Origin of the sequence: Halorubrum depositum, assembly GCF_007671725.1 — an archaeon.
GTDB lineage: Archaea > Halobacteriota > Halobacteria > Halobacteriales > Haloferacaceae > Halorubrum > Halorubrum depositum.
This window is the reverse complement of sequence record NZ_VCNM01000002.1, coordinates 299,398-312,028: the sequence shown is the minus strand read 5'-3', so window position 1 is coordinate 312,028 and position 12,631 is coordinate 299,398. Positions and strand designations below refer to the sequence as shown.

Sequence of the window (12,631 nt, the reverse complement as noted above, 5' to 3'; positions counted from 1 at the left end):
CTAGGCGACTGCGGGATAAAAACGGCGGGCATCCGCCGCGGGGATGACCGCGAGAGGCGAACGAACGGAGGTGGTCGTCGGTCGGTGCGAATCGCCCGGCGGGAGCTCGATCGCTACTCGACGGTCACCGGCTCCTTGTCGCCGGCGAACAGGAAGTACGCGAGCGCGACGAGGGACAGGACGACGACGAGCTTCGCTTTCTTGCTCATGCTCGACCTATCGAGCGGCGGGCGCTAAAACCTACCGGAGCGTCGGACGCACGGGACGCGAGCGAGACGAAAAACGCCGGACTCCGCGCGGCTCAGACGTCGATGTGTTCGGCGATGTCGGCGCGCAGAATCGTCGAGCAGTAGTCGCAGCGGACGCCGTCGGCGACGACGTCAAACCGGGTCTCGACCGGCTCGTCCGCGTTCGTGATACAGTTGCGGTTCGGACATGAGAGCACGCCGGTCACCGAGTCGGGACGCGTCACCCGGTTCTTCTCGACGACTTCGAAGTCCCGGACGATGTTGATCGTCGCCTCCGGGGCGATGAGCGAGAGCACGTCGACCTCGGACTGCGAGAGCTCCCGTTCCTCGACTTTTACGATGTCCTTGCGCCCGAGCCGGTCCGAGGGGACGTTCATCCCGACCGAGACGCCGAACCCCTCGGAGCCGTCGATGCCGAGGATCGCGAGCACGTTGAGCGCCTGCCCGCCCTCGACGTGGTCGATCACGGTGCCGTCGCGGATCTTCGAGACGCGGAGCTCGTGGTCGCTCATCGGTCCGCCTCCACCCCCTCGTCGGCCTCGGCGTTCTCCATGAGCGTGTCCAGCAGCGCCATCCGCACCGGGATCCCGTTGTGCGCCTGCTCGAAGTAGCGGGCGTGGTCCGTCTCGTCGACGTCGGGCGCGATCTCGTCGACGCGCGGGAGCGGGTGCATGACGGTGAGGTCGTCGGCGGCGTCCTCGAGCGTCTCGGCGTCGATCTGATACTCGCCGGCGACGCGGTGGTACTCGTTCTCGTCGGGGAATCGCTCCTTCTGGATCCGGGTGACGTACAGCACGTCGAGCTCGCCGAGCACGTCCTCCAAGTCGGTGTGCTCGCGCACCTGCGCGCCGGTCTCGTGGAGGTCGAACCGGACCGAGCGCGGGAGCCGCAGCGACTCCGGGCTGATGAAGTGTTGGTTGGCGTCGAACTCGGTGAGCGCCGCCGCCAGCGAGTGGACCGTGCGGCCGTACTTCAGGTCGCCCATGATCCCGACCGTGAGATCGTCGAGCCCGTGGTTCTCGCGGATCGTGTGGAGGTCGAGGAGGGTCTGCGAGGGATGTTGCCCGGCGCCGTCGCCCGCGTTGACGACGGGCACGGAGACGTGCTCGGCGGCCAGCGTCGCGGCGCCCTCGCTCGGGTGGCGGAGCACCAAGGCGTCCGCGTAGCCCTCGATGACGCGGACGGTGTCGGAGAGCGACTCGCCCTTCGACACCGACGAGGAGTCGACGTCGCCCATGTCGACGGTGTTCATACCGAGGCGTTTGGCCGCGCTGTCGAAGCTCATCCGGGTGCGGGTGCTCGGCTCGAAGAAGCAGAGCGCGAGCACGCGCCCGGCGTGCCGGTCCGCGAAGGCGGCGGGGTCGTCGGCGACCTCGCGGGCCCGGTCGAGCACCGCCTCGATGTCATCCCGCGAGAGCTGCGTCGCGGTGATGAGGTGGTCCTGACGCATCGTCGGAGAAGGGGTTTGGCACGGTCTTGAATCCCTCGGCTTGGGCTCCAACAGCGGTGTTCACGTCCGTGGTGATCGCCGCGAACGACTGTTTCGAGAATCGCAAAACGCGGTCCGCGTCACCGCGCCTCGTCCCTCGACGACTGCCGGCACCGCTTATAAACCGATCCGCGCCTAACCGAGGGACATGTCCGAGAACGACCCGGCAGACCTGCTCCCGAACGACCGCGTGAAGCAGGCGGCGCTCGACGGCGACGTGACGCAGCTCCACCGCGGGAATCGGTACGGCGAGGCGGGCGACACCTTCGAGATAGACGGCGTGACCTTCGAACTGACCGCGGTCACCGAGCGCACCCTCGGCGACATGACCGACGCGGACGCGAAGCGAGAGGGCTCGCCGTCGCTGGAGGCGTACAAAGAGCGCATGGTCCGCGCGCACGGCGGGAGCTTCGACTGGGACGACGACGCCGACGTGGTCCGGCACCGGTTCGAGCGCGTCGAGAAATAAGCGCCGCGAGCGAGACGACTCAGTTTCAGTCGTCGTCCGCGGCCGCGCCGTCGGCGCCGTCGCCGTCCCCGCCGGCCGCGGTCGCCGCGTCGTCCTCGATGCTCGGCGGGTACTTCCCGCGGTCCAGCTTCAGGTCGGACTGCGGTCGCGCCATGCAGGTGAGCGCGTACTCCTCGGCCTCCTCGTCGGTGAGTCCGCGGGCCGCGGGCTGGGTCACCTCGCCCTCGACGATCTCGGCGGAGCAGGCCAGGCACATCCCGACGCGGCAGGAGTACTCCTGGGCGATCCCCTCCTCGATGCAGGAGCTGAGGACCGTCTCCGTGTCGGCCACCTCGATCGTCTCGCCGGTACCGACGAACTCGACGGTGTACTCTGTCATGGCGCGGAGTACCCGCCCACCAATCAAAAAGGGTTCCCCTCGATCGCGTCGCCGGCGCGGGGACCGAATTAGGGACGAGCGGCGGTCGACGACAGAGTCGGCTCCCGCCCATCGCAACGACTAATCCCCCGCCGGACGCTTCCCGAGGTATGACCGAGAAGGCCACCGCGCGAGCCCACCCCATCCAGGGGCTCGTTAAGTACCACGGGATGCGCAACCCGGAGCTCCGGCTCCCGTACCACGACAGCATCAGCCTCTGTACCGCCCCGACCGCGACGACGACGACGGTCGAGTGGCAGCCCGACGCGAGCGAGGACGCGTACGTCATCGGCGGCGAGGCGGTCGACGGGCGCGCCGCGGAGCGAATCGACATGGTCGTCGACCACGTCCGCGAGCTGGCCGGCGTCGACGCCGCGGTCCGGCTGGAGAGCGAGAACTCCTTCCCGTCGAACATCGGCTTCGGCTCCTCCTCGTCCGGGTTCGCGGCCGCCGCGCTCGCGCTGGTCGAGGCCGCGGGGCTCGATCTCACCTTGCCCGAGGTCTCCACGGTAGCCCGCCGCGGCTCCTCCTCGGCGGCGCGCGCCGTCACCGGCGCGTACTCCCGGCTCGACGCCGGGCTCAACGACGAGGACTGTCGCTCCTACCGGCTCGACGTCGGCGTGAGCGAGGACGGGTTCGACCCGGAGGAGGACCTCCGGATCGTCGCCGCGCACGTCCCGGCGTACAAGGAGACGGAGGAGGCGCACCGCGAGGCCGCCGCGAGCCACATGATGCAGGCGCGGACCGCCCACGTGCAGGACCAGCTCGTCGAGATGACCGACGCGCTCCGCGCGGGCGACTTCGACCGGATCTTCGAGACGGCCGAGCACGACTCGCTCTCCCTGACGGCCACCACGATGACCGGGCCCGCGGGCTGGGTGTACTGGCAGCCCGAGACGATCGCCGTCTTCAACGCGGTCCGCGAGCTCCGCGAGGAGGGCGTCCCCGTCTACTTCTCGACGGACACCGGCGCCTCGGTGTACGTGAACACGCTCGCCGACCACGCCGAGGAGGTCGAGAGCCGGATCGCCGAGATCGGCATCGACACCGACGTCTGGGAGGTCGGCGGGCCGGCGCGCGTGCTCGACGAGAGCGAGGCGCTGTTTTAGCTGAAAGGAGGCGCAGGTCGGTCGGCTCCGTTGAAATCCGGTGTATCCGACACCGCTGTGTGCCCGATACGGGGCGCGAATGCGGTAGGGGTAATACGGAGCGACCCCGCGTTGAGACGGAGCGTCGTCTCTGATAGCGGTTATAACAGATTCACCGACGATTTTGTCTGACACGCCAGGGTCATAGCCGTCATATTGGGTGGTTCTACTAATGTTGTCTTACTGATGTCTCACAAGCGATTATGTGGATATCCAACATGGATTGTTGTATGTCAGACACAGCCGAAGCCGGGAGGGTCCTCTTGCGTCCAGAGATAGACCGGATGCTCGATATCATGTCCGAGCGTCGTCGTCGCTTGATCCTCCTGTTGTTGAAACGGGGAACCGTGGAAACGACGGACGACGTGATGCTTCGGGGGAACGGCGAGTCGGACACGTCCGAGATCCAACTCGTCCACAGCCACTTGCCGAAGTTGGAAGACGCGGGATATATCGAATGGGACCGCGACGCTGGCGATATCTCGAAGGGCCCACGCTTCGACGATATCGAGCCGCTTCTCGAACTGATCGAGAACCATGCCGACGAACTACCTCCGGGCTGGCCGTGAACCGTCCGTCCTCGCCGCACAGTGCCCTATTCGTCCGGGTCCTCGCCGCGCGCCCGCTTGTACATCGCTAACGCGGCTTCCCGGCGCTCCGAGTGGTCGACGATGGGCTCCGGATACTCGGGGGCCGCGTTCGCGCGCTGCGTCGGCGAGAGCTCGTGCCACTCGTGGATCAGGTCGGCGTCGAGCTCCCGGAGCTCGGGGACGTACTCCGCGATGTACTCCGCGTCGGGATCGTACCGCTCCCCCTGCGTCATGGGATTGAAGATGCGGAAGTAGGGCTGCGCGTCGGTCCCGGTGGAGGCCGCCCACTGCCACCCGCCGTTGTCGTTGGCGGTGTCGTGGTCGGCGAGCTTCTCTCGGAAGTGGTCGTAGCCGTGCCGCCAGTCGGCGAGCAGGTCCTTGGTGAGGAAGGAAGCGACGATCATCCGCACGCGGTTGTGCATGAACGCCTCCTCGCGGAGCTGGCACATCCCGGCGTCGACGATCGGGTACCCCGTCTCGCCGCGCTTCCACGCCGCGATCTCCTCGGGGTCGTCGCGCCACTCGATCCCCACCTCGTACTCCTTGTAGTTCTCGGTGACCACCTCCGGATTGTGGTACAACACCTGCGTGTAGAACTCGCGCCACGCGAGCTGCTGTTGGTACTCCTCGACCGCGACGACGGGGCCTTCGTCGTCTCCGCTGTCGCCGCCGCCGTCTTCCTCGGATCCCGCGTCGCTGCCGCCGGCCCGCTCCGCCGCCGCGGCCGTCGCGCGCTCGGTCGCCTCGTACACCTCTCGCACCCCGATCTCGCCGTACTTCAGGAACGCCGACAGGCGCGAGGTCGCCTCGCGGGCAGGGTAGTCGCGCTCGGCGTCGTACGAGAACACCGCCTCCGAGAGGAAGGCGTCGAGCCGCTCGCGGGCGGCCTCGGTGCCGGCGGGCCCGACGTCGACGTCTGGCTCCGCGAACCCTAGGTCCGCCGGCGACGGGAGGTCGCCAACGGCGACGCGGTCGGTCGCGACGCCCCCGTCGGCGAGCGCGCCGTCGTCGCTCCCCAGCGCCGCCGTCAACGCGTCCGCGTCGACGAGGTCGCTCGCCTCCGGCGTCGGCGCGGGCGGGTCGGTCTCGCGGTCGGTCCACTTCCGCCAGTAGTAGGTGTACACCGAGTACGGGTCCCCGGCGTTCGTCCGGATCGAGTCCGGGGTGTGCAGCACCGCGTCGTGGTGCGCCTCGCGCTCGATCCCGGCCTCGTTGAGCGCCGTCCGGACCGCGGCGTCGCGCTCGCGGGCGAGCCCCGAGTAGTCCCGGTTCCACACGACGCGGTCGGCGTCGAGGGCTTCAGCCAGTTCAGGGAGGACGGCCTCCGGGTCGCCGCGGGCGACGAGGAGGTCGCCGCTGCGGTCGCGGTAGTCCTCCCGCAGCGCCGCCAGGCCGTCGAGCAGGCGGCGGACCCGCACGTCGCTCGCGTGCGCGAGGACGTCGTCGTCGAAGACGAAGACGGGCGCGATCGCGTCGTCGGGGTCGCCCGCGACGCGCTCGGCGGCGGCCGCGAGCCCGACGTTGTCGGCGAGCCTGAGGTCCCGTCGGTGCCAGAACAGCTCCATGGGATCGGCACGGGTGCGAGGACCGTGAAACCACCGGCGGCGGTCGCGGAGCCGACCGTTACAGCGCCGCCCGAGGCCGACTCACAGCTCCGGACGCCCGGGGATGTCCACCCGATCGAGGAGGAAGTAGCCGACGGTGAGCGAGAGGACCAGCACCGCGATCGAGACCGCCGCGAGCACCGTCTCCTGCCCCGTGCCGTAATCCTCCAGCCGGAAGCTGATGGCGCGGCGGGCGACCGCGATGATCGACGCGCTGACGACGATCCGGAGGACGGGCTTGCCCTTGGCGTACGCGACCAGCGTCCGGTGGACCTCGACGATGATCAGCAGGAGGAGGACGCTGTCGAGGAGCCCCACCACCTCGTTCGGGTCGGTGAAGTTCCCGGCGACGAGGAGCCGGAACAGCGACAGGAACAGGTCGAACACGCCGATGAGGAATAACAGGAGGAGGAAGTACGCGGCGCCGAGCACCAGCCACTCCATCGCCACGGCGGCCGGCTCCGTCGCGTCGTCGAGGTCGAACGCCATGTCCCGGGATCTCGCGGAACCGACAAGTCGCTTATGCCTACCGTCGTCCGCTGCCGGCTACCCGTCGGCCGTCAGCGCCTCCAGTAGGCGGACCGCCGGCGCCTTCGCGAGCGGGTCGTTGGCGTTGCCGCAGTGGGGCGACTGGACGCAGGCCGGGCAGCCGCCCTCGCAGTCGCAGCCGTCGATGAGCCGCGCGGTGCGGGCCATCAGCTCCTCGATCCGCTCGTGGCCGCGGCGCGTGAGCCCGACCCCGCCGAGGTAGCCGTCGTAGACGAACACCGCGGGCGCGTCGGCGTGCGGGTGGTACGGCGTCGAGATGCCGCCCACGTCGGCTCGGTCGCAGAGCAGGTGGAACGGGAACAGCGAGATGATCCCGTGTTCGGCGGCGTGGATCCCGCCGTTGAAGGCGTACTCGCCGTCGGGCGGGGTGTCATCTCCTTCGCCCTCGCCGGTCCCCCCTCCGCCATCCGTCGCCGCTTCCGTACCGGCGCCGTTCCCCTCGGACCCTCCGATCGCCCGCATCTCCGACTCCAGGTCGGCCGGCACCGGGAAGTAGAGGGCCTTCGTCCGCAGCGTCGTCTCCGGGAGGTCCAGCGTCGACTCCCCGAGCGACTCGCCGGTCTTGGCGTCCTTCCGGACGAACCCCGTAATCTGCTCCGTGACGGTCACGTCCGCGAGCCGGACCGGGACGTCGGATCGCGCCGCGAGCTCCCGCTCCGCGAGGTCCTCGTTCACGACGATGTCCTTCTCGGTGAGCGGCTGCGTGTAGTAGTCGGCCCACGAGGACTGCAGCTCGGCCACGTCGCGGTCGAGGTCCAGGGCCGTCACCTCGTAGGTCCGGCCCTGCTGGTGGTAGATCGCGCCGGGATGCGCGTCGCGCAGCGCGTCGCCGAAGCCGAGCGATGCGACCGTCTCGCTCCGCGAGGAGTCGATCAGGTCGACCTCCCGGTCGCCGACGGTCCGGAGGCTCACGGACTGCTGCGGGCTCGACGACCCGGCGTGGGTCCACCGCACCCCGTCGGCGGTCTCCCGCCTATCGAGGACGCCCTCGTCGGTCAAGTCCGCGACGACGCCCGGGAACGGCTCGCCGAAGAAGCGCTCGTCGTCCGGGGAGAGCCAGCTCTCGTCGGCCGCGCAGGCGACGTGGCCGGGGAGCAGCTCGCCGTTCTCCGGGTCGCAGATCGCGTCCTCCGGCGGCGCCTCGAAGAAGTCGGCGGGGTTGGTCATCAGGTACTGGTCGAGCTGGTCCTCGCCGCCCACCATCACGACGAGCGCGGGGTCGTCGCCGCGGCCGGCCCGCCCGGCGCGCTGGTACGCCGACATTCGCGTGCCGGGATAGCCGTCGAGGATGACCGCGTCGAGCCCGCCGACGTCGACGCCGAGCTCCAGCGCGCTCGTCGACCAGACGCCGCGGAGCTCCCCCGAGTGGAGGTCGGCCTCGATCTCCCGGCGGCGCTCGTCGGTCAGGGCGGCCTGGTAGGCGCCGACCTTCCCCGCGAGCTCGCGCTCGCCGCGGTCGCGGAGGTCGCTCGCGCTGTCGGTCGCGTACTGCTCCGCGGTCTGGCGCGCCCGCGTGAACGCAAGCGTCTGGGCGCCCACGGTCACGAGGTCACAGAAGAGCCGCTTCGCGGAGGTGTGGCTCGACTTCCGGCGGCCGCTCCCGCGCTCGGCCCAGTCGTCGTCGTACTCCGGCGGGTTCCACAGCACCCAGTCGCGCGGTCCCCGCCCCGACGCGTCCTCGTCGATCAAGGCGATCCCGTCCGGGTCGCGGCCGGTCACCGCCGCGACGTGTTCGACGGGGTTGTTGATCGTCGCCGAGCAGCAGACGAACTGGGGGCTCGATCCGAACCGCTCGCAGGTCCGCGCGAGCCGGCGCAACGTCATGGCGACCTGCGAGCCGAACACCCCGCGGTAGCTGTGGACCTCGTCGATCACGACGTACTCCAGCGACGAGAAGAACCACTCCCACAGGCGCCCGGCGTACGGCAGCAGCGCGTAGTGGAGCATGTCCGGGTTCGAGAGGAGGACCGCCGGCTCGCGGTCGCGCACCTCTCGCTTCTTCGACCGCGAGAGCCGGCCCGTGTACGACGCGACGGAGACGCCGCTCCCGAAGCCGAGCCCGTGGGCGAGCTCCGACAGCGACTCCTCCTGGTCCGCGATCAGCGCGTTCTGCGGGCCGATGTAGAGGGTCCGACCCCCGTGATCCATCGCGGCCTCGAAGGCGGGGACGGTGTACGCGAGCGACTTCCCGCTCGCGGTCTCGGTGGCGAGCACCACGTCGTCGCCGCCGCGGACCGCCTCGATCGCGTCGGCCTGATGGCGGTAGAGGCGGTCGATCCCCCGCTTCGCGAGCGCGTCGGCCGTCCGGGGCGCGAGGTCGACGTCGCCGAAGGCGGGCTCGCGGGCGGGGAGGCGGCGGTGCTCCGCGATCTGTCCCTCGTAGAACGGTCGGTTCCGCAGCCACTCGATGGCGTCCTCCACGGCTACCGGTTCGTGGGGACGGGCGGGCCTAACGGTTGTGATCGCCGAAATAGATCCGGGAGTGCGGACCGGTCAGTCGTCGGCCGGCGCGGGAGCGCGACCGGCGGCGGGCGGCTCCTCCGCGGCCGGTGCCGCCGGCCCGTAGCGGGCGAGCGGCGGCCAGCGCACCTCGATCGCGATCAGGTCGTCGAGGTCGAGCTCCATCCGGAGGTCGCCGCGGCGCTCGGCGAGCTCGAAGCCGACCCTCCGGTAGACGCGACGCGCGACGCGGTTCCCGCTCTCGACGTGGAGTTCGATCCCCTCGCGGTCCGCGGCCGCGGCGTTCGCGATCACGTGTCGGCAGAGCTCGGTTCCGACGCCTCGCCCCTGCGTCTCGGGGTGGACGAAGACGGCGAGTTCGGGGCGCGCCGCGTCCGTGGGCGTGTACATCGCGTGGCCGAACAGTTCGCCGTCGCGCTCGGCGACGACGTTGCTCCCCTCGCGCAGCATCGACTCGATCCACTCCGCCCGGCGGTCCCGTGTCACCGGGGGGAGCCCCTGCGCGCGGTCCGCGGTGTCGAACCCCTCGTACATCTCGGCGAGCGCGGCCGCGTCCTCCCGGACGGCGGGCCGGACCGTCCACCGGGCGCCTTCCTTATCGACGAACCGCGGACACCGCGGCGGGCAGTGGACCGTGCCCTCGCACTCGCTCCCGTCCCACCCCTCGCAGGCGACGGCGTCGTGGTGGTTCATGGTCGTGTCTTGGTCCCCCGGCCGGTTATATCGTGGCAGGTGGTCCCACAGCGTGGGAACGGCGGAGCGTCGGCTACTCGTCGTCGGACGGCGGTTCGACGGCCTTCGGGAGGGAGATGGAGACGACGTTCCCGCGCGGCGCGTTCTTCTCGAAGGAGAGCTCGCCGCCGAGGGACTCAACGCACCACTGCATCACCCACAGCCCGACGCCGGAGCCGTGGAACGTGCTGCTGGTCTCCACGTCGGTTTCCAACACCTTGATTTCCGTCTCCGGGATCGGTGGCCCGTCGTCGGCGACCCGGACCGTCCCTCGGCCGTTCGCTGGATCGTCGACGACGGCGACGCTGACCGCCGGCGACTCCCGGTCGTTGTGCTCGACGGCGTTCCGGAGCGCGTGATCGATCGCGTATCGGATCCCGGAGTCGGCGACGACCCACACCGCTTCCGGCGCGTCGACCGTGATGTCGGCCGCGGGATACTCGGCGTTTCCGTCCTCGACTAGGGATCGAACGACCCGCCGGAGGTCGGTCGGGGAGCGCTGCGTCGCCGAGGGTTCGGCGATCTCCTCGATCTGTTTGACCGAGTCGCTCAACCCCCCGACCTCGGTCGTGATGCTCAGGATCGTCTCGATCTCGCGTTCGAGCGTCTCGTCTTCGACGGCCTGTCTGACCCGATCGGCGTACCCCATGAGCACGTTCGTCTTGTTCCGGAGGTTGTGGCGGATCACCCGGCTGAGTAGCCGTAACCGCCGCTCTCGGGCCCGGGATTCGGTGACGTCTCGCACTTCGGCGACGACGCACGACCGCTCCTCGATGTCGGTCGGGCTGAGGTGGATGCGCATCCACCGTAGCTCGTCGTTCGCCCGTTGGACCTGCCAGTCGAACGCCTGTCGGTCGCCTTGCGCCGCGAGCCGGATCCTGCGGGTCGCCTCTTCCTGCGAGAACTGCGTCGAGGGCGGGGTGTAATCCCCGACCTCCATGGTTCGAAGCTCGTCGACCGAGTAGCCGTACAGCGACTCCAGGCTGGGGTTCGCGTCGAGGATCTCGCACGTCTCCGGGTCGTGGAGGTTGATTCCGACCTCCAAGTCGTCGAGAACGGACGGAAGTCTGACCGAGGCGGGCTCTCCCATGTACCGTATTTATCGATATTTTAAATATACTCGCGGATTCAGGTAACCGCCGGATCGTATACAAAGATGTATGTCACCGGACCGCGTCCCGCGCTCTCCACGCTCGTCACTCCCGGATCAGGACGATCCCGTCGCGGAACACCGAGTGGTTGGGGATCACGTGATCCTCCCCGTCGGCCTCGATGTGGGTGACGAACAGGTCGACCTCTTGGACGATGCCGCGCTCGCCGGCGACTTTCACCTCGTCGCCGACGCCGTACGGCTGCCGGAGGAGGAGGAACACGCCGGCGGCCGCGCTGGCGACGAGGTCCTTCGTCGCCAGCGCGGCGAAGAGGACGACCGCGAACGCGTACGCCGCGAGCAGCACGACCAGCGCGAGCGTCTGCACGCCCACCTGCCCGAGCGCGACGAGCGCGGCCACGTACACGACGCTGTACTTGACGAGCGGCGGCAACACGCCGAGTTCGGGGAGCTTGATCCCGCGGAGCCGCTCCGCGACGACCAGCTCCGCCTTGTCGCCGACGACGACCCCGACGATCATGACGAGCACGGCGACGAACAGGCGCGGGAGGAAGGAGGCGACCGAGGACCAGAACCGGTCGAGGTAGTTGACTTCGGCGACGGTGAGCGCGACGATGACCGCGACGGCGACGATGAAGTAGCTGGACAGCTGCGCCACGATCCGCACCGTCGACGTGTTGAACTCGCGGACGGTCCGCTCGAACGCGGTCCCCTCGATCGCCTCCGGCACGCCGGCGCGGGTCAGCAGCCGGCGGTTGATCACCCCGACGACGTACGCCAAGACCAGCCCGACGACGATCACGAACAGGGCGAGCCACAGCCTGTCGGGGACCCTCGCCGCGAACTCCCTGAACGCGTTCTGTGCCGCGATCATGGGTGGTCAGTACTCCTCCGGATCGATCTCCAAGACGAGTTCTCCCGCCTTGAACGCCCGGACGAGCCCGTCCGACTCCGAGAGCACGATCGCGGTCGCGTTCGTGTCCCGGGTGATCGCCCCGCCGGCCATGTGGCGCGCGCCGAGCCCCTTCGGGATGTCGACGCCCTCCGCGCCCGGCTCGAGGTAGCGGTAGGCGGAGACGATCTTCCCGGAGTCGGAGACGACGAACGCTCCGTCGAGCCGGGAGAACTCCTTGAGCATCACGTTGACGATGGGGTCGCCGACGTGGACGTGCGACTTCTCGAAGGGGTTGTACGACAGCGGGCGTGACTTGTTCATCACCTTCCCCGCGTCGCCGACGACGAACAGCGCGCCCACCGGCTTCCCCTTCTGCCCCTTCTGACCGAGCTCGATCGCGACCTCGAACACGTCGCGGATGACGCTCGGCTCGGCCCGGGAGTTGACGAACAGGTCGTAGATCCCGGTGTGGACCGTCTCGTCGACGGTGACCCGGATCACCGCGTCCGACCCCCCGTCGAAGACGCTCGCGATGCAGACGACCTCGTCGCCCTCCGAGACGAGGTCGGCGTCCATCGAGCCCTCGATCCCGAACCGGATCCGGTCTTTCACGTTGTCGAACGGGAGGGGAAGCTCGACGAACGTGTCGGCGTCGACGTCGTTGTCGGGGGCGACGACGACGATCTCCGTGTCGCCGTCCTCGAACCGGTCGTGAAACGAGCTCGTCGGCGAGAACAGGAGCACCGCGTCGGCGTCCTCGACCAGGTCGGACAGGTGGTCGGTGAGCGAGGCCATTGTCCGAGATGACTCCCGGACGACGTATAGTCGTTGTGTCGTCGTCGTTCGAGCGTCCGACACGTTGCAGCCGCGAGAAACGACCGCGGCCCCTTCACCGCCGGCCGGACGCCGCGCGACTTT

At 69.4% G+C, this 12,631-nt stretch carries 13 protein-coding genes; 3 read left to right on the top strand and 10 right to left on the bottom strand.

The annotated features are described in order from the left end of the window. Positions 1-301 precede the first annotated feature (301 nt). Both pyrI and pyrB read right to left on the bottom strand, forming a co-directional pair. Positions 302-760, bottom strand: a complete 459-nt coding sequence (pyrI, locus tag FGM06_RS09040; protein WP_144798937.1) for an aspartate carbamoyltransferase regulatory subunit — start codon at positions 758-760, stop codon at positions 302-304. Beyond that, on the bottom strand, positions 757-1,698 hold the full coding sequence (gene pyrB / locus FGM06_RS09035; protein WP_144798936.1) for an aspartate carbamoyltransferase: 942 nt from the start codon (positions 1,696-1,698) through the stop codon (positions 757-759). The genes pyrI and pyrB overlap by 4 nt, the downstream gene beginning before the upstream one ends. Positions 1,699-1,885: 187 nt before the next feature. Here pyrB and FGM06_RS09030 point away from each other — a divergent pair, with 187 nt between their 5' ends. Continuing rightward, positions 1,886-2,206 carry an ASCH domain-containing protein gene (locus tag FGM06_RS09030; protein WP_144798935.1) on the top strand — a complete coding sequence of 107 codons (321 nt, stop codon included), beginning with the start codon at positions 1,886-1,888 and terminating at the stop codon, positions 2,204-2,206. A gap of 25 nt (positions 2,207-2,231) precedes the next feature. Here FGM06_RS09030 and FGM06_RS09025 read toward each other — a convergent pair whose 3' ends face one another. Next, positions 2,232-2,585, bottom strand: coding sequence for a 2Fe-2S iron-sulfur cluster-binding protein (locus FGM06_RS09025; protein WP_144798934.1), 354 nt, complete (start codon positions 2,583-2,585; stop codon positions 2,232-2,234). A 149-nt stretch (positions 2,586-2,734) separates the two neighbouring features. Between FGM06_RS09025 and mvaD the strand changes: the two genes are divergently transcribed. Then, the gene (gene mvaD, locus FGM06_RS09020; RefSeq protein ID WP_144798933.1) at positions 2,735-3,733 is read left to right on the top strand and encodes a phosphomevalonate decarboxylase MvaD; all 999 of its coding nucleotides are present in this window, start codon (positions 2,735-2,737) and stop codon (positions 3,731-3,733) included. A gap of 269 nt (positions 3,734-4,002) precedes the next feature. After that, complete coding sequence (locus FGM06_RS09015) at positions 4,003-4,341, top strand: DUF7344 domain-containing protein (RefSeq protein WP_241662555.1); 339 nt, start codon at positions 4,003-4,005, stop codon at positions 4,339-4,341. A gap of 26 nt (positions 4,342-4,367) precedes the next feature. Here FGM06_RS09015 and FGM06_RS09010 read toward each other — a convergent pair whose 3' ends face one another. The 7 genes from FGM06_RS09010 to dacZ form a co-directional block, all read right to left on the bottom strand. Next, positions 4,368-5,927 carry a cryptochrome/photolyase family protein gene (locus tag FGM06_RS09010; RefSeq protein WP_144798932.1) on the bottom strand — a complete coding sequence of 520 codons (1,560 nt, stop codon included), beginning with the start codon at positions 5,925-5,927 and terminating at the stop codon, positions 4,368-4,370. Positions 5,928-6,008: 81 nt separating this feature from the next. Continuing rightward, positions 6,009-6,455: a phosphate-starvation-inducible PsiE family protein gene (locus FGM06_RS09005; RefSeq protein ID WP_144798931.1), complete on the bottom strand. Its 447-nt coding sequence runs from the start codon at positions 6,453-6,455 to the stop codon at positions 6,009-6,011. A gap of 57 nt (positions 6,456-6,512) precedes the next feature. Further along, positions 6,513-8,936, bottom strand: coding sequence for a DEAD/DEAH box helicase (locus FGM06_RS09000; protein WP_144798930.1), 2,424 nt, complete (start codon positions 8,934-8,936; stop codon positions 6,513-6,515). 72 nt (positions 8,937-9,008) lie between these two features. After that, positions 9,009-9,668 (bottom strand): GNAT family N-acetyltransferase, encoded by a 660-nt coding sequence (locus FGM06_RS08995; RefSeq protein ID WP_144798929.1) that lies wholly within the window; start codon positions 9,666-9,668, stop codon positions 9,009-9,011. Between the two features lie 73 nt (positions 9,669-9,741). Then, positions 9,742-10,797, bottom strand: a complete 1,056-nt coding sequence (locus FGM06_RS08990) for a sensor histidine kinase (RefSeq protein ID WP_144798928.1) — start codon at positions 10,795-10,797, stop codon at positions 9,742-9,744. Between the two features lie 106 nt (positions 10,798-10,903). Continuing rightward, positions 10,904-11,692 (bottom strand): mechanosensitive ion channel domain-containing protein, encoded by a 789-nt coding sequence (locus FGM06_RS08985; RefSeq protein WP_144798927.1) that lies wholly within the window; start codon positions 11,690-11,692, stop codon positions 10,904-10,906. A gap of 6 nt (positions 11,693-11,698) precedes the next feature. After that, a complete protein-coding gene (dacZ, locus tag FGM06_RS08980; RefSeq protein ID WP_144798926.1) occupies positions 11,699-12,508 on the bottom strand; it encodes a diadenylate cyclase DacZ in 810 nt (269 codons plus the stop codon). Positions 12,509-12,631: the final 123 nt, after the last annotated feature.